General features: G+C 61.1%; 13 protein-coding genes. 3 read left to right on the top strand and 10 right to left on the bottom strand.

Features of this window, described 5'->3' with window-relative positions:
* Positions 1–2: 2 nt before the first annotated feature.
* Genes FHT70_RS14490 through FHT70_RS14475 form a run of 4 tightly spaced genes read right to left on the bottom strand, consistent with a single transcriptional unit; the run spans position 3 to position 4,020 of the window.
* Positions 3–731 (bottom strand): glycerophosphodiester phosphodiesterase family protein, encoded by a 729-nt coding sequence (locus tag FHT70_RS14490; RefSeq protein ID WP_183702353.1) that lies wholly within the window; start codon positions 729–731, stop codon positions 3–5.
* Between the two features lie 28 nt (positions 732–759).
* Positions 760–1,680, bottom strand: a complete 921-nt coding sequence (locus FHT70_RS14485; RefSeq protein WP_183702350.1) for an ABC transporter permease subunit — start codon at positions 1,678–1,680, stop codon at positions 760–762.
* A gap of 2 nt (positions 1,681–1,682) precedes the next feature.
* The gene (locus FHT70_RS14480) at positions 1,683–2,648 is read right to left on the bottom strand and encodes an ABC transporter permease subunit (protein ID WP_183702547.1); all 966 of its coding nucleotides are present in this window, start codon (positions 2,646–2,648) and stop codon (positions 1,683–1,685) included.
* A gap of 13 nt (positions 2,649–2,661) precedes the next feature.
* On the bottom strand, positions 2,662–4,020 hold the full coding sequence (locus FHT70_RS14475; RefSeq protein ID WP_183702347.1) for an extracellular solute-binding protein: 1,359 nt from the start codon (positions 4,018–4,020) through the stop codon (positions 2,662–2,664).
* Between the two features lie 152 nt (positions 4,021–4,172).
* On the opposite strand from FHT70_RS14475, the gene FHT70_RS14470 reads away from it, so the two are divergent.
* Both FHT70_RS14470 and FHT70_RS14465 read left to right on the top strand, forming a co-directional pair.
* On the top strand, positions 4,173–5,207 hold the full coding sequence (locus tag FHT70_RS14470) for a sn-glycerol-3-phosphate import ATP-binding protein UgpC (protein ID WP_183702345.1): 1,035 nt from the start codon (positions 4,173–4,175) through the stop codon (positions 5,205–5,207).
* Positions 5,208–5,297: 90 nt separating this feature from the next.
* A complete protein-coding gene (locus tag FHT70_RS14465) occupies positions 5,298–6,302 on the top strand; it encodes a sugar-binding transcriptional regulator (RefSeq protein ID WP_183702343.1) in 1,005 nt (334 codons plus the stop codon).
* Here FHT70_RS14465 and FHT70_RS14460 read toward each other — a convergent pair.
* The 3 genes from FHT70_RS14460 to FHT70_RS14450 all read right to left on the bottom strand — a co-directional run bounded on the left by FHT70_RS14460 (position 6,297) and on the right by FHT70_RS14450 (position 10,036).
* Positions 6,297–7,979: a hypothetical protein gene (locus FHT70_RS14460; protein WP_183702341.1), complete on the bottom strand. Its 1,683-nt coding sequence runs from the start codon at positions 7,977–7,979 to the stop codon at positions 6,297–6,299. The two genes, FHT70_RS14465 and FHT70_RS14460, sit on opposite strands and share 6 nt — an antisense overlap.
* Positions 7,979–9,037 carry a glycosyltransferase family 2 protein gene (locus tag FHT70_RS14455; RefSeq protein WP_183702338.1) on the bottom strand — a complete coding sequence of 353 codons (1,059 nt, stop codon included), beginning with the start codon at positions 9,035–9,037 and terminating at the stop codon, positions 7,979–7,981. The genes FHT70_RS14460 and FHT70_RS14455 overlap by 1 nt, the downstream gene beginning before the upstream one ends.
* A gap of 90 nt (positions 9,038–9,127) precedes the next feature.
* Positions 9,128–10,036 (bottom strand): AraC family transcriptional regulator, encoded by a 909-nt coding sequence (locus tag FHT70_RS14450; RefSeq protein ID WP_183702336.1) that lies wholly within the window; start codon positions 10,034–10,036, stop codon positions 9,128–9,130.
* Between the two features lie 206 nt (positions 10,037–10,242).
* Here FHT70_RS14450 and FHT70_RS14445 point away from each other — a divergent pair, with 206 nt between their 5' ends.
* A complete protein-coding gene (locus FHT70_RS14445) occupies positions 10,243–11,289 on the top strand; it encodes an NAD(P)-dependent alcohol dehydrogenase (RefSeq protein ID WP_183702333.1) in 1,047 nt (348 codons plus the stop codon).
* Positions 11,290–11,384: 95 nt separating this feature from the next.
* Here the strand turns inward: FHT70_RS14445 and FHT70_RS14440 are convergent, their stop codons facing one another.
* From FHT70_RS14440 to FHT70_RS14430, 3 genes are all read right to left on the bottom strand, one after another.
* Entirely contained in the window at positions 11,385–12,467 is a 1,083-nt protein-coding gene (locus FHT70_RS14440; RefSeq protein ID WP_183702330.1) for an acyltransferase, read from the bottom strand.
* Positions 12,468–12,596: 129 nt separating this feature from the next.
* Positions 12,597–14,546 (bottom strand): TetM/TetW/TetO/TetS family tetracycline resistance ribosomal protection protein, encoded by a 1,950-nt coding sequence (locus FHT70_RS14435; protein WP_183702327.1) that lies wholly within the window; start codon positions 14,544–14,546, stop codon positions 12,597–12,599.
* Positions 14,547–14,785: 239 nt separating this feature from the next.
* A complete protein-coding gene (locus FHT70_RS14430; RefSeq protein ID WP_183702324.1) occupies positions 14,786–16,051 on the bottom strand; it encodes an NAD(P)/FAD-dependent oxidoreductase in 1,266 nt (421 codons plus the stop codon).
* Positions 16,052–16,162 lie beyond the last annotated feature (111 nt).

Raw genomic sequence — 16,162 nt, 5'->3', positions numbered from 1 at the left:
CCTCACCCCCGCGCCTGCAAGGCGAGGTCCGGACGGTCCGTGGTTATCTGTCTGATCGGTTTGGCAAGCCAATATTCGAGATCGCTCATTTCGTTCGGAACCCAGGCCCCGAGCCGGTCGAGCGGCACGATCCTGGTGATCTCCTCCCACTTCGCCTGAAGCAGCGACTTTTCGACGGCGACGATATCCGAATATTGCATCATCAGGCTGAGGCCGCTCGCAAGGCCGAGACGCTCGGCAGACTTGGCGTCGAAGGACGACAAGGTGCGAATTCCAGGGGCGGCCTTGCGAATATCGGCAAGCACGTCGGGATGAAAACTCGTCAGGATCGAGCGCTCCATAAGACCAAGCCGCTCGACGGCGGCAAATGCCTCGGCGGCGAGCCCCTCGTAAGGCGTCCCATCGGCGTGGGTCTTCAGTTCGATATGAAGCTCGAGGGGCGTATTCTTGAAGACGGCGAGGACCTCTTCCAGGGTGGGGATTGCTTCCCCGTCACTGTCCTTGAGGCTGATTTCACGATGTTTTCCCGAGCCGAGATCGGCGACCGGCCCACGCGCATCCGTTGTGCGCTCCAGCGTCGGGTCGTGAATGGCGAGCATTTCGCCCGAACGCGTCAGGTGGATGTCGAACTCCACGCCGTCGACAGGCATCTGCGCGAGTTTGCGGAATCCCGAGAGACTGTTCTCGGGCCAGAGATTGCGGCCGCCACGGTGGCCGATGATATGCACCATCGTCTGAATATCCTTGAGATGTCGCGTGTTACTTTCCGGAGTCCACCATTCCCTTTGTGAACCAGCGTTGCATGAAGAGAATGACAGCCGCCGGCGGCAGCATGACGAGCAGCGCAGCGCTCATCGCAATGTTCCAGGCGGGCGCGGAGTCGGAGACCGGGACGAGCTGCTTCAGCCCGAGGACGGCCGTTCCCATCTCCTTGTCGGTGGTGAAGAGCAGCGGCCACAAATACTGGTTCCAGCCATAGAGAAACAGGATGATCGATAGCGCAGCGATATTGGCGCTCGACAGCGGCAGCAGGATATCCTTGAAGAACTTTAGAGGGCCGGCGCCGTCGAGCTTGGCCGCCTCGCAAAGTTCGTCGGGAACGGTCAGGAAAAACTGCCGGAACAGGAAGGTCGCCGAGGCGGAGGCGATCAGCGGCAGGATGAGGCCAGCATAGCTGTTGACCATGTTCCATTTCAACGAGGCTTCGATGCTGTATCCGGTCAGGTTTTCGACGATACCTGACAGGCCGATCGTGCCAGCCAGCCAGCGGATCGGCCCGGCCGCATCTGCGACCGCTTCATAGGTCGGAATGATGCGGACCTCGACCGGAAGCATCAGCGACACGAAGATCAGCCAGAACGCCGTCATGCGGAACGGGAAGCGGAAATAGGTGACGCCGAACGCGGCGATCAGCGAGATCGCCAGCTTGCCGACGACGATGCCGGCGGTGACGATGATCGAATTCAGGAACAGCTGGGAGAACTCGCCCTGTTGCCAGGCGGCGGCCAGGTTTTCGAAGAAATGCGAGCCCGGCACCACCGGGAACGGCGCCTGCTGAACCTCCGGCAAGGTCAGCGAGCCGGCGACGAAGGCGAAGTAGAGCGGCAGGCAGACAAAAACCGCGCCGATCAGCAATATGGCGTGGCAGAAGATCGAAAGACCGAGATGGCGTTCGGGCATGGCTACACCTGGTAATTGACCTTGCGCTCGAGCGCGCGGAATTGAACGATGGTGAAGAGGATGGCGATCAGCATCAAAAGCACGGATTGCGCGGCCGACGAGCCAAGGTCTAGCTGCACGAAACCATCCTGATACACCTTGTAGACCAGGCTGTTCGTCGCCCCGGCCGGGCCGCCGCGGGTGACCGCGTCGATAATGCCGAAGGTTTCAAACAGGCCGTAGACGAAGTTCATCACCACGAGGAAGAAGATCGTCGGCGAGATCAGCGGAAGTGAAATCGTGAAGAAGCGCCGGACGGGTCTTGCGCCGTCGAGCTTTGCCGCTTCCAGAAGCGAGACAGGCACGGCAAGCAATGCGGCGACGAGAAAGATGTAGTCGTAGCAGACATTCTTCCAGACAGAAGCGATAGTCACCAGCAGCTGCGCATCGAAAGGCCGCCGGTTCGGATCCCATTCGAAGCCGAACCCGTGCAGAAGCTGCGCGATCGGCCCAATCGCCGGATTGAACAGGAAGGCCCAGATCACGCCCGATATGACAGGCGCGATCGCATATGGAAGGAGGATGATGCTCTTGTAGATCCCCCTGCCCCTGATCACAAAATCGGTCGCGAAGGCAAACAGCCCGGCAAGCAGAAGCGTCGCGCAGTTCTGTGCAACGGTGAACCAGAGCGTGAACAGCGCGCTGCCGCGATATTCTGGGCTGGCGAAGAGATTGTAGAAATTTGTCAGTCCGACGAAAATCTCGGTGCCGCCGAAGGGATCGACCTGAACGAAGGCCAGCGATAGCGCCTTGTAAGAGGGAATGAAAAAGAAGAACAGCAGGATCAGCAGCTGCGGCGCGACAAGGCCGAAGGCAAGCCACGGTCTGTTGAAGTGGGCGGACTTCAACCCGGCCTCCGACGGCTGCGCGACCGAGCGGCCCGTCGACAGAAGATCGGGGATGCGAAGGCGCCGCGCGGCGCCTTCCATCCTTCCCAAGGTTCTACTTTGCTGCATGAAGCTGCTCATACTGGCGAAGGATCTGGTTTCCGCGGGTCGCCGCCGCATCCAGCGCCTGTTGCGGGGTCTTCTGGCCGGTCCAGACACCCTGGATCTCTTCCACCAGAAGCGCCATCGACTGGTTATGATTGCCGAAGCGGAAGCCGCGCGAATTGTCTGTCGGGGTACCGCGCGTGAGCTGGAGAATGGCGATCTCGCGGGTCGGGTGGTCCTTGAAGTAGCCCTCGGACTTGGCCTGCTCATAGGCTGTGTTCGTCACCGGGACATAGCCTGTCTGCTTGCTCCACCAGACCTGCGTCTTCGGTGAGGCGACGAAGTTCAGGAAGGCCGCCGCGCCGGCATATTCTTCTTCGGACTTGCCTTTGAGAACCCAGAGGGCCCCGCCGCCAATGGTGCTGTTTTTCGGCTCGATGCCTTCCTCATGCGACAGAAACGTTGCGCTCCAATTGAATTTCGCTCCGCTCTCGACGGCGGCGTGCGCCGCGGTGGAGGCCACATAAGTCGAGCAGGTTCCAGAGGTGAACAGCTGGTCTGGCGAGAGCCCCTGCCCGGCGATCTGCAGTATGCCGGCGTCCATCCACGTCTTGAGGCGTGTCACCTGACCGACCACCAATGGGCTCTTGTTGAAGATGAATTCGGTGTCGAGGCCGCCGAAGCCATTCGCCTTGGTGCCGTAAGGCTGGTCCTGGATCGCCGCGTAGTTCTCGATCAGGCTCCAGTAGAAGTCGTTCGCAAGCGCCATCTGGCACTTCGAGACACCTTTCTCCTTGATAGCGCGCAGTTGCTTGTCGAGCTCCTGCCAGGTCTCGCCCGGCTTGTCGAAGCCGGCTGCCTTGAAGTGATCGGCATTGTACCAGAAGATCGGCGTTGAGCTGTTGAAGGGCATCGCCGCCGGCTTGCCGTCGACCAGATAGAAGCCGGCGACCGGCGCGACGAAATCATTCCAGTCGACCTTGTAGCCTTCCTTCTCCATCAGCTGCGGCACTGGAATGATGGCGCCGGAATTGTACATGGTGAGGAACCCGCGCTCGGCGGCCTGGATCAGCACCGGCTGCTGATGGACGCGGTAGGCGGCCACCATCGCCGCCATGGTTTCCTCGTAATTGCCTTTGCCGATGCCGACGACCTCGTATTTGTCCTGCGAGGCGTTGAAGTCCTTAATCAGCTGGGTGGTAATTTCGGCCAGGCGGCCGCCTGCCGCATTCCACCATTCGATCTTGACGCGATCGGCGGCGCTGGCGTGGCCTGCATTCGTCAACCCGAGCGCCACCAATGCAGCGCCCGCCGCGATTGACCGGATTGTCCGTCCGAAACGGGATCCTATCAAAGACATTGCCGTCATTTCGTTTTCCTCTCCATTGCCTTTGTTCGCCGACCGGTGCGTGGAGCGCCGGTCAACCCCTCCCAGAGCGGCGATAAAACAAGGTTGGGGTCACTTGTTACAAATGTCAATAGCGTGTTACAAATGTATGACGACCTCGGAGGAAGGATGCCATGGCGGCTATCGAACTGATCGACCTGAAGAAGAACTACGGACCGGTTCCCGCGGTGAAAGGCATCAATCTGACTGTCGCGGACGGCGAAATGATTGTGCTGGTCGGCCCATCAGGATGCGGAAAATCGACCTTGCTGCGGATGATTGCGGGCCTCGAAGCCATAAGCTCCGGGCACCTTAGGATATCAGGCAACGACGTTGGCCATGTCGATCCGGCCGACCGCAACATCGCGATGGTCTTCCAGAACTACGCGCTCTATCCTCACATGACCGTTCGGCAGAATCTCGAATACGGACTCAAGAACCGCCGCGTTCCTCGCCACGAGATCGACCGGCGGATCGCTGACGCCGCCGACATTCTGGAAATTGGCGAATTTCTCGAGCGACGCCCCCGTCAGCTCTCAGGCGGACAGCGCCAACGCGTCGCCATGGGCCGCGCTATCGTCCGCGATCCCGCCGCCTTCCTCTTCGACGAACCCTTGTCCAATCTGGATGCGAAGCTTCGCGTGCAAATGCGCGTCGAAATTCGGAGGTTGCAGCGGCAGCTCAAGACGACCAGCCTCTATGTGACGCACGACCAGCTCGAGGCGATGACGCTCGCCGACAGGCTTGTCGTCATGAACGGCGGCCGAATTGAGCAGATCGGGACACCGATCGAGGTGTATCGCCGTCCCGAAACCGTCTTCGTCGCCGGCTTCATCGGTTCTCCGCCGATGAACCTGATCGAACTGGATGAACTCGGCCCCAGCGACCTCGCGCTTCCGAGAGATACGGATCTCGTCGGCATCAGACCCGGTTCGATCAACCTCGGCGCCGGATCGGCGCATGAGCTCCGGTTCGATGCCCATGTCGAATTGATCGAAACCGTCGGCGATGAGAACAACGTGCATCTGCGCATCGACGACAGCCGGACGCGCATCGTCGCGAGCGTGCCTACCGATCGACATCTGCGGGAAAACGACCGCATTTCGTGTCATGTAGGCATGAAAGGTTTGCATCCATTCAACAAGTCGACCGGCCGGAGAACCGACTAACGGGTGAAGCGGCTGACGACGGGCGCCTGTGATTGACAAGCTCCCGGGATTTGAGATCCATGGCGTCGAAGCGGAGGCGCAGATTATCGCATGTCACAGAACCGAAGTGCTTCTTCCGCGCCCGTAGCGCTCTCGGACGAGCAGATGCAGGTGCGCGTGGTCTGGCTCTATTACATGGAGGGACGCACGCAGGGCGAAATCGCAGAAGCGCTTTCGACCAACAGGCTTCGCGTCAACAAGATCATCGCCGAGGCACGCCGATCCGGCCTTGTGACGATCACCCTCAATTCCCGGCTGACCTCCTGCGTCGCCCTGGAGCAGCAGCTGGCGGCGGAATTCTCTCTAAATCGCGCGATCATCGTACCGACACCGGAGGACGAGGAGCTCATTCCCGTCCTGCTCGGCCAAGCGGCCGCCGATTATCTCGTCCAGTTGCTGAACGCCGGCAATATCCGCGGCGTTGGCGTCGGGTGGGGAGCGACCCTCCGCGAAATGGTGCGGCATATGCCTTCGCTCAGACGGCCTGATATCTGCGTCAATTCGGTCATGGGCGGGCTGACGCACGGCATCGAAATCAATACCTTTGACATTGCAAGCGACCTTGCCCGCCAGCTCAATGCGGAATGCTCCTATCTTGCTGCACCGATCTATGCCGGCAGCCCGGAATCGCGGACGGCAATCATCCGGCAGGATGTTTTTGAATCGGCCTTTCGACAGATCGAGACCAATGACGTCATCGTGCTCAGCATCGGCGACATGACCGAGCGTTCGCTGCTGATGCGCTACGGCTTGCCACGCAACATCAACATTGAGGAATTGCTCGCAGCCGGTGCCTGTGGTGACGTGCTCGGCCAGTTCGTCGATAAGAATGGGCAGCCGATCGACCATGCGATCAACAGGTGCGCGATCGCTCCCGAGCTGGAAGCCCTGCGCGCCATTCCCAATGTCGTCTTCGCGTCAGGCGGCCTGAACAAGGCGCAGGCGATCGCGGCCGTATTGCTGTCCGGCCTCGGCAACGTGCTGATCTGCGACGAAGACACGGCCAGGCAAGCGCGAGAGCTTGCGCTCGATCTCAGGGGAGGCAGCGGGTCATAGAGCCGCCGCGCAGCCGTCGGGAATCGAAAGCAGTTCTGCCGGCGCCGCCTTGTCGATCGCGTAGAGCTTGGCGAAACCGGCATCCTCAATCAGCGTCAGACCAGCCGGCATCTCGGTGCCGACATAGCGGTCTGGAATATCGGCATTGGCGACGAGGATGAAATCGAAACGTCCGCGCCAGTCCGACAGATAGGGTGTGAAGTTTTCATAGACCTGCATCATCGCCGGGCACGAAAGCACGCCGATCGACAGCAGATTGCCTTCGGGGACCGCGATCTCAGACCATGGTGTCAGAACCGATAGCGGCTGCTTGCCGTTCGCGGTGAAGAGCGTCGGCACGAACGCATGCGCGAAAGGCGTGGCAAGCGTCGGCAGGTGCCAGAAAGTCTCCTCTCTGAAGAAAAAATACCGGCTGGAGTGCGCAAGGCCGCTCACCATCCTGGGGTCATGCCCCAGGGGCAGAACGGCCGCGCCGACCGGCACCTTTTTGAGTACGGTCTCTACGGCAGCGACGTCCTTTTGTGCAAGCCACCAGTTCCAACCGATCCAGCCCGACCGGCCGAAAACCGCGAGATTGACGACAAGCGCCAGCAACAGCGCCTTGCGGCGCGTCAGACTGGCGAAAGGACACACCATCGCCATGGCGACGAGCGCCGTCATGATCGGAAAGCGCCAACTGATCCATCCGGTTCCGAGCATATGGCGAGGCGAAACACAAGAGAGCAGCAGCAGTCCGCTGGCGGCCACGGCAAGCCCCGCATGCACGCGGATATCGCCCGCGCGTGAAGCACGTGTGCAGATGAGGATCAATGGCAGAACCATCACCACGTCTACCACCGGAATGTATGTGGTGATCGCGGAGAGCACATTCATGACAATCAGGACGACGCTGTCATTCCAGGCAAGGGCAAGGCCGTTATCACCGGCGTTGGGCAAAGCTGGCGAACGGAGATAGAGTGCGATCGGCGGCAAAACGCAGGCGCCCAGCGCCTGTGTTAACCGACTGGCGAGCCTCACCAGGCGGGACTTCGATCGCAAGATGTCGAAACGCCAGGAAAATTCGAGGCCGCAGATGATCGCCATATAGAAGCCGAGCGAGAAGATGTGCATCACCGTCAGCAGCAGCGCGGCGGCAAGCCGCCAGGCAAACAGCAGGGCGAAGTTGCGGCGCTGCAGCCGAAGATCGGCGCATGCGAAGAACAAGGCCATGCCGAGACCGATCTGGAAATTGATGAAGCCACCAATCACGGTGGCGCACCAACCAAGCGACAGCATGGCGATCTGCCAGTAGGACCGGCTGCCGAAAAGCGTTCGGTGCAGCGCGATCGCGCCAAGCGGCGGCAGCACGATCGCCAGGAAAAGCAAGGCGCGCGCCAGCCTGTCCGCGCCGACAAGAGGCCCTATCCAGATCGCCAGAAGATCGATGCCGACATTGGTGAAGGTGCGGTTCCAATCGACCGCATAGATCTCGGGAAACGGCTGCTCGCCGATGCCTCCGGATAGAAGCCAGATACGGGCATAGTGATTGGCGTAATCAAGAACTGGCGGAAAGCGGAACAACACGACCAGGATGGCGACAAACGCTACGAAAACGGCGATCGCAATGGTGGAATCCTGCCGGGCTGCCAATTCATCAAAACCGGCTGCGGCTACAGCAGGTGTGGAAATCTGGTCCATTATCCGATCCGATTACTCTTTTGCGACGATGCCAACTCTTCGAATCCGAAGGCCGCATCCAGGGCGGCGCGCTTGTCGCCGGCTCCCATCTCCGAAAAGACCGTCGGCAGCTCGGCGTGTTCGCTGCCCCGCAGGATCGTTTCGATCATGAACATCGGCCGCTTCTTGCTCTCCTGCACGAGACGGCCGAGATATTCGCCGATGATGCCGATGCAGATCAGCTGGATGGCGCTGAACGCGCTCACGGCGGCCATGATGGACGACCAGCCGGTGACCGTCTCGCCCTGCAGCCAGCGAACGAAAGTATAGACGAGCAGTGCCATCGCGATGCCGGCGCTGATCATGCCGAGCCATGTGGCGATGCGTAGCGGCGTCGTCGAAAAGCTGGTGATCGCATCCAGCGCGAAATTGATCATCTTGCGCAGCGGATATTTCGTCGAGCCGGCAAAGCGCGCGTCCCGCTCATAAGGCAGAGCCACCTGCCGGCCGCCGATCCAGCTCACCATGCCGCGAATAAAGCGATCGCGCTCCGGCATCGCCAGCAGGATATCGATGACGCGCCGGCGCATCAGCCGGAAATCACCGGTGTCGCGCGGAATGGTCACGGAAGCGAGCCTGGCAAGCGCGCGATAGAACAGCGAAGCAGTCGCGAGCTTGAACCAGGTTTCGCCTTCGCGGCGCGTGCGCTGGCCGTAGACGACGTCGGCGCCGCGCTCCATGATCGGCATCATCATCAAAAGCAGCTCGGGCGGATCCTGAAGATCGGCGTCGATCAGGAGAACGCGCTCGCCCCGCGAAGCGGAGAGGCCCGCCGTCGACGCCAGCTGGTGGCCGTGGTTGCGCAGGAGGCGAACGCCGAGCACCTGCGGAACTTTTGCCGCGAGATCCGAAATGATCTCCCAGGTGCCGTCGGACGAGCCGTCATCGACGAGGATAATCTCGAATGCATCGCCGGCGACGCTCCGAGCAGCAGCGGCCGCACGGCGGCAGAATTCACGCAGGCCCTCTTCCTCGTTGTGACAAGGCGCGACGATGGAAAGAAACGGTGCTTGCGTCATGCGAACGGCGGTGCCTGCTTGATTGATGGCGCCAGCCTAGCCGGGAAACGTCAAGCATCCTTTAATACCGCGCTTTGCAGCCACCGGCGTCTATTCCGCTGCCACCATTTCGCGCACGCCGTCGATATCGCGGGCCGGCGAAGCGCCGTAGAGGCGGCTGTATTCGCGGCTGAATTGCGAGGGACTTTGATAGCCGACGCGATGGCCGGCCGTGCCAGCGTCGAGCCGCTCGATAAGCATTAGCCGGCGCGCCTCGTGCAGGCGAAGTTGCTTTTGATACTGCACCGGTGTCATCGCCGTCACCGACTTGAAGTGGTGATGGAAGGACGACACGCTCATATTGACGCGTTCGGCCAGATCCTCGATGCGCAGCGGCCGCGCGAAATTCTCCTTCAGCCATGCGACGGCGCGCGCAATCCGGTTGCTGTGGCTGTCTGCCGTGGCGATGTTGATCAGCCGGGCTCCATGCGGCCCGGTCAGCACCCGGTAGAGAATTTCCTGCTCGATCAGCGGCGCCATGGCGGGAATGTCGCCTGGACGATCGAGCAAGCGCAGCAGGCGGACGGCGGCATCCATGAGTTCCGGCGGCGCGACGCTCACCACCATTCCGCGCTGCCCGTCGGTATGGGAGGCCGGGCGCGGAACATCGATGCGGCTGAGCAGCTCCAGCAGCTTTTCGGAATCAATCGCCATCCCGAGGCAGAGATGCGGCACCTCGGGACTTGCCTCCGTAACCCGCCAGGCGACCGGCAGATCGAGCGAGGTCAAGAGATAATCGCCGGTGCCGTAGCTGATCATTTCCGTGCCGAGCTGCAGGCTTTTGGCCCCCTGCAGCACGAAGGCGAAGCAGGGTCGGTAGCTGCTGTGCAAGGGATCGCTGGGCTTCGACCTGCGGCTGATATGAAGATTGCCGATAGCGGTCGAGAACTCGCCGTCGCTGGGCGCAAATCGCATCGCGAGGTCGACGATCTCCTGATAGGGGCTGAAAGGCAAGGTCATGCGGCAACTCTTTCTGTCAACTATTCGACGCCGTCGTTACTGCCGTCATTTAGAGTGTCTGGAACATTTCTCAAACAGGCAGGCACCCCACTTTTGCAGGATCGTGCAAAAAGCTGAGAGGATCACTCTAACGCCCTCGCAGCGTTCCGGGCAATAGTGCGCCATCCCGCTCAACCCCGCCCCACAACCGAAAAAGGATGGTTCCCATGCCTATTGCAAGAGGCTATGCCGCGACCGATGCTTCCAAACCGCTGACCCCTTTTACCTTCGAACGCCGCGACCCCAGGCCGGACGATGTCGTCATCGACATCAAGTTTGCCGGCATCTGCCATTCTGATATCCACACCGTCCGCAACGAGTGGAAGAACGCAGTCTATCCGATCGTACCGGGCCATGAGATCGCCGGCATTGTCTCGGCCGTCGGCTCCGCCGTCACCAAGTTCAAGGTCGGCGACCGTGTCGGCGTCGGCTGCTTCGTCGATTCCTGCGTCGGCTGCGCCGAGCGCGATCTCGACCGCGAACAATATATGGCGGGCCTCTGCGGCACCTACAACGACTTCGAAGCCGACGGCAAGACGCGCACCCAGGGCGGCTATTCCGACTCGATCGTCGTCAAGGAAGGCTACGTCATGTCCATCCCGGACAACCTTCCGCTCGACGCCTCCGCACCGCTGCTCTGCGCCGGCATCACACTCTATTCGCCGCTGCGCCACTGGAACGCCGGCCCCGGCAAGAAGGTCGCGATCGTCGGCATGGGCGGACTTGGGCACATGGGCGTCAAGCTGGGTTCGGCGATGGGCGCCGACATCACCGTTCTCTCCCAGACCCTTTCCAAGAAGGAAGACGGTCTGAAGCTCGGCGCCAAGGAATATTACGCCACCAACGACCCGGAAACCTTCACCAAGCTCGCCGGTACCTTCGACCTGATCATCTGCACTGTCAGCGCCGAGATCGACTGGAACGCCTATCTCGGCCTTCTGAAGGTGGACGGCTCCTTCGTCGTCGTCGGCGCGCCGGAGAACCCGATCCCGGTGCATGCCTTCTCGATCATTCCCGGCCGCAAGAGCATTTCCGGCTCGATGATCGGCTCGATCAAGGAAACCCAGGAAATGCTCGATTTCTGCGGCAAGCACAACATCGTCTCCGAAATCGAGAAGATCGACATCGACCAGGTCAACGAAGCCTATGAACGCGTCCTGAAGAGCGACGTCCGCTACCGCTTCGTCATCGACATCGCCTCGCTGGCGGCGTGAGGAAATGGAAGGCGGCTCCTTCGGGGGCCGCCTGTCTAACCGGCGCGGACCACCTGTGACCGGCCGTCTCGAAGTGTAACATCAAGTCTGGACGGCTAGATAGGCCTCCAACGAAGCCACAATTTTCGGCCTGGGGACTGTATCGAGATGGCGATCAAGTGCGCCATCAGTAATGACAGCGGCAAAAGGAATACGACCAAGGAAACTGCGTCTCGGTGGCATTCGCCGCCCCAGGAGGTATTTCCGAGCCCCAGATAATTGCGCAAAGCATAACAATCGCCCACCCCGTAAGTTGCGAGAAGAATAAGCAGCGGGACGTGCACAAGGTAGAGCGGGTAGGATATCTCGCCCATCCAGGTGGCTATGCGATCGAATAGGATGTTTCTTTCGAGACCCAAGCCAAACCAGATGATGACCGGGTGAGCGACGAATGTCAGGAGCAGATAGTATTTTCGCTCGGTGAGGATGAATCCCGAATAAAGCACCATAAGAGCGGCCACCAAAATCCAGCCGGGCCAGGCAGGAAGCCTGATGCGGAAGCCTTGCCGCCACAAACGACTGATAAGCACTCCGCCATAGAAAGATGCCAGCACGCGGGGAAAGCCTCCGACAATATCGCCCCAAACGGAGCCCGGCGGGTACCGAAAGTGCCACAAAGCCACAATAAATGCCGGCGTCGATAGCACAACAGCTGAAACGGCCACCCGGAAGCGAGCCCCGGTGAACAGGAAGACTGCGTTGGCCACGACTTCGAAGAACAACGACCACGCCGGGCCGTTGAAGGGCAGAATGCCGAGAACGGTGTCCGACGGAGCTGGGAGGATCAGCAGGCTGGTGACGGATGAAGCGACAAAAGCGCTGACGCTCCAGCTTTCCAGATGACCAATCAATGGGAAAACCGAAATAGCGCCTAACAATGTGCATACCAGATAGACGGGATACAATCGCGCGATACGGTGATGAATGAAGTCTCGGCGGCCACCTGTCTGCAACAGGCTCTCGCCGTATCTTTCAGCCAAGACGAAGCCGCTTAACATGAAGAAAAGATCGACGGCAGCATAAGCGACGGGAAACTTGTTGCTGGAATGATAGATGAGCACGAGTACTGCGGATGCTCCCCGCAAAAGATCGAGCATCCAGAAACGGTGTTTTCCTTGGGCAATCACGTCGCTCGTCAAGCAGAGATCTCCACGCTTTCTTCCGGACCACTGATCTATAACTATTCGAAGCAAAGGCCTTTGGCGAGCAGATTGCTTTACATCTGCTCACACCATACGACGCCAACCATGTCCAAACGGGGATTGTTCTTAGATAGGCACGGCCCGCAAACGCAGCAGACACTCCACCCCATTGAACGGATCTGACCCCGAACATCGGCGCAGGCGCGGCGGCCCGGCCATCGGGGCGTAGTGATCGAAAGCGGTTTCCATGGTCCCCGTCCCGCTGGTCAGCCCCGGCAATTGCTGCCGGACGCTCCGCACCATCTGAGATGCGATAGTGCCTTCCAGCCGAGCCACGCCATCGGCAATCACCGAATCCGTCGCCATGGCAGCAGATTTCGCAAGCAAGGTGAGCACACCGCTCAAGCTCTCCGCCGGCGTCTCGAGATGAAAGCGGTCGACCGGCTCGCAGAGCACGGTTTGCGCCGCCGATAGCGCCGTTGCCAGCACCCAGGGTGTCAGCTGCCGGAAATCGGCGGCGGTGCTTGCCGGCGAACTATGCCGGGCGGCCGTCATCGCCACATGGCAATCGATGACCTGCCAGCCGAAAGCTCCCTGCTTCAACGTCTCGAACACGGTTTCCTCGACTGCCCGATAGAAGGCTGCTGGCATCTGGCCGACATCCACTTCCAGTGCAAAGCTGTTGCCCGCCCCAGGAGGACGCGGTTCGACGCGCAGTCCGACGGTCGCGAGAAACGGGTTGGGTTCCTTGAAGAGGATCTGCAGGCCGGTTCCGATTCCCACAGGCCTCTCGGTCAGCATAACCGTGCTTTCCTCGAAGCTGGCATCGAGACCGAAATCCGTGAGCAGCGTCGATTGGATCACCTCCTTCTGCACTTCGCCATAAAGTGAGACGAATACCTCGTCCGTCTCTTCGTTGCAGCGCAGATTGATCAACGGGTCCTGTTCGGCCATCTGGTTCAGCGCCAGCCAGAGCGCCGCCTTGTCGGACGGGCGGCGGGCAAGCACGCGGGTTTCGAGTGTCGGCGGCGCAAAGTGAGCCTGCCCGCCGGAAAACCGATCGCCGCCCACTGCGTCGCCGATCCGCGCTCCGGCCAGGCCGCTGACTCGTGCGATCTGCCCGGCGCGGAGGCTCTCGGCGCCATGGATCCGGCCATCCTCGAACAGCTGGATCGCCGTCACCCGCCCCGGGCCTTTCGGCAGATCCAGATATTGCCGCAGCCATATCGTGCCCGAAGTCAGGGAGAGATAGCACAGCTTTTCCCCGCCCCAGCCGCGCTCGATCTTGAAAATCTTGCCGGCAACCGGACCATCCGGATCGGGGCGCCGCTCGGGCAGGATCGTCCCAATGGCCGATGCCAGAGCTGATATGCCGACACCGCTCATCGCCGCGCCCGCAAAGACGGGGTGCACCAGGCCGCGCTCCACCTGCTCGGCGAGAGAGCGCCCGAGCCTTTCCTCGGTCAGCCGATCGGGAGCGAGCACATAGTCATCGAGTAGCGCCTCGTCATTTTCCCCAAGCGCCTCGCAGAGCGTCGAGAAAAGCGGCTCATCTCTTGGAGCGAGCGCCTCCACCCGGGCAAGCTTGCTGCCGGGATCGATAATCGTGGACATGGCGATCGGCCGGACCGAGAGCTGCGCGGCAAGCGCCTCCATCACCTCCTGATACCGGGCGCCGAGCCGGTCGACCTTGTTGACGAAGAAGATGAAGGGAACGCCGAGCCGCCGCAGCGCCCGCACCAGCACGCGCGTCTGCGCTTGCACACCTTCGACCGCGGAAACAACGACGACCGCGGCATCCAGCAATCCCAGCACCCGTTCGACCTCGGCGATGAAATCCGGGTGGCTGGGCGTGTCGATCAGATTGACAATCCTGTCGCCGATCTTAAACGACACCACCGCGGCCCGGATCGTGATACCGCGCCGCCGCTCGAGTTCGAGATTGTCCGTCTGCGTATCGCCGGTATCGACGCTGCCGAGTTTGTCGATGACGCCGGCGTTGAAAAGCAGTCTTTCGGTAAGGCTAGTCTTGCCTGCATCCACATGGGCGAGGATGCCCAGATTCAAAGTTCGCATGAACCACCAACTTCTCAGAAATTCGGATGTGATTTTCGTGAGAAGTGACTCGGCGCATTGGAACCTCTGTCCGTTGTTACGGCTGGATGCGACACCCAGGTGGTGGAAAGACGCGGGCGGGATGCTAAGGCTGGGTGCAGAGATATGTCAAGCTTGGGTGTATTGCATTTACGCTGCGGGTGCGCCGGGTGGTTTGCTGTGTCGGCGTGCCGTCCTTCAGCTGACGAAAAGAAGAAAACCTACGCCTCCTCTCGCATCGTCTCCCGCTGCGTGATCAGCCGGGCGCTGTGCTGACCGCTCAGATAAATCCACAGCCAGCTCCAGGCGACGGAGAAGCGCGAGCGGGTGCCGATCAGGAAGTAGATATGGGCGAGGCCCCAAATCCACCAAGCGATCCAGCCTTTCAGCTTGATCCGGCCGAAATCGATGATCGCCGCACTCTGGCCGATCGTCGCGAGACTCCCCTGGTGCCGGTAACGGAAGGGCGCCGGCGCCGGCTTGCCCGAAAGACGCGCGCGGATGACCTTGGCGACATAAGCGCCCTGCTGCTTTGCTGCGGGTGCGATACCCGGCACCGGCTTGCCGTCCTCGCGCATCACCGAGGCGGTGTCGCCGATGACGAAGACATCGGGCAGGCCGGGCGCGCTCAGATCCTCTTCGACGACCACACGCCCTGCCCGGTCGGCCGGCACGCCGAGCCAGCGAGCTGCCGGCGAAGCTGTGACGCCGGCGGCCCAGACGATCGTCCGGCTCGGGATGAAGGTCTCGCCAATCTGCACGCCGTCGGCGCCGCACTCCGTCACCGGCTTGGCGAGGAGGACCTCGACCCCCAGTTTCTCCAGCGCCTTCTGGGCATAGGCCGAAAGCTCCTGGGCGAAAGTCGGCAGCACCCGCGGGCCGGCCTCGACCAGCACGACACGGGTCTTGCGCGTATCGATGTTGCGGAATTCATTCGGCAGCGTGAAATGCGCGAGTTCGGCTATGATGCCGGCAAGCTCGACGCCGGTCGGCCCAGCGCCGACAATGGCGAAGGTGAGCAGCGCGTCGCGCACGAGCGGATCGGCCTCCAACTCCGCCTTCTCGAACGCAAGCAGCACCCGCCGGCGGATCGTCGTCGCGTCCTCCAGGGTCTTCAGGCCGGGCGCTACCGGCTCCCATTCGTCATGACCGAAATAGGCATGTGTCGCGCCGGTCGCCAGCACCAGCGTGTCGTATCCGAGAGTCATGCCGTTGCGTAACGAAACCGTCTTCGCGCCGCTGTCGACATCGGCGACTTCGCCGAGCAGCACGGTCACGTCGGGCCGGTCGGCATAGAGGCGGCGGATCGGCCAGGCGATTTCCGAGGTGGAGAGAATGGTCGTCGCCACCTGATAGAGCAGCGGCTGGAAGAGATGATGGTTGCGCCGGTCGACGAGCGTGATCCTCACCCCTGCGCCCTTCAACCCGTTGACGAGCTGCAGTCCGCCGAAACCGCCGCCGACAACAACCACATGATGATCGCCCATGACCTGCCCTTCTGCGTCATTTCGCTTAGAGCCAATGTGGCCTTCGCCGCGAAGGTTGCAACCGCCGTTTCGGCATGTCTCCCCTGCGCCGATCGCAGTCGAAGAAGGCCG

This window comes from Rhizobium sp. BK049 (genome assembly GCF_014193135.1).
In the GTDB taxonomy this organism is placed as follows: domain Bacteria; phylum Pseudomonadota; class Alphaproteobacteria; order Rhizobiales; family Rhizobiaceae; genus Rhizobium.
This window is presented reverse-complemented; position numbering and strand designations above follow the sequence as displayed.

Bases quoted from the DNA above. Each gene is read 5' to 3' on its own strand.
- FHT70_RS14430 (WP_183702324.1), bottom strand. From the start codon at position 16,051: ATGGGCGATCATCATGTGGTTGTTGTCGGCGGCGGTTTCGGCGGACTG.
- FHT70_RS14485 (WP_183702350.1), bottom strand. From the start codon at position 1,680: ATGCCCGAACGCCATCTCGGTCTTTCGATCTTCTGCCACGCCATATTG.
- FHT70_RS14480 (WP_183702547.1), bottom strand. From the start codon at position 2,648: ATGGAAGGCGCCGCGCGGCGCCTTCGCATCCCCGATCTTCTGTCGACG.
- FHT70_RS14450 (WP_183702336.1), bottom strand. From the start codon at position 10,036: ATGACCTTGCCTTTCAGCCCCTATCAGGAGATCGTCGACCTCGCGATG.
- FHT70_RS14460 (WP_183702341.1), bottom strand. From the start codon at position 7,979: ATGGACCAGATTTCCACACCTGCTGTAGCCGCAGCCGGTTTTGATGAA.
- FHT70_RS14475 (WP_183702347.1), bottom strand. From the start codon at position 4,020: ATGACGGCAATGTCTTTGATAGGATCCCGTTTCGGACGGACAATCCGG.
- FHT70_RS14435 (WP_183702327.1), bottom strand. From the start codon at position 14,546: ATGCGAACTTTGAATCTGGGCATCCTCGCCCATGTGGATGCAGGCAAG.
- FHT70_RS14490 (WP_183702353.1), bottom strand. From the start codon at position 731: ATGGTGCATATCATCGGCCACCGTGGCGGCCGCAATCTCTGGCCCGAG.
- FHT70_RS14445 (WP_183702333.1), top strand. From the start codon at position 10,243: ATGCCTATTGCAAGAGGCTATGCCGCGACCGATGCTTCCAAACCGCTG.
- FHT70_RS14470 (WP_183702345.1), top strand. From the start codon at position 4,173: ATGGCGGCTATCGAACTGATCGACCTGAAGAAGAACTACGGACCGGTT.
- FHT70_RS14455 (WP_183702338.1), bottom strand. From the start codon at position 9,037: ATGACGCAAGCACCGTTTCTTTCCATCGTCGCGCCTTGTCACAACGAG.
- FHT70_RS14465 (WP_183702343.1), top strand. From the start codon at position 5,298: ATGTCACAGAACCGAAGTGCTTCTTCCGCGCCCGTAGCGCTCTCGGAC.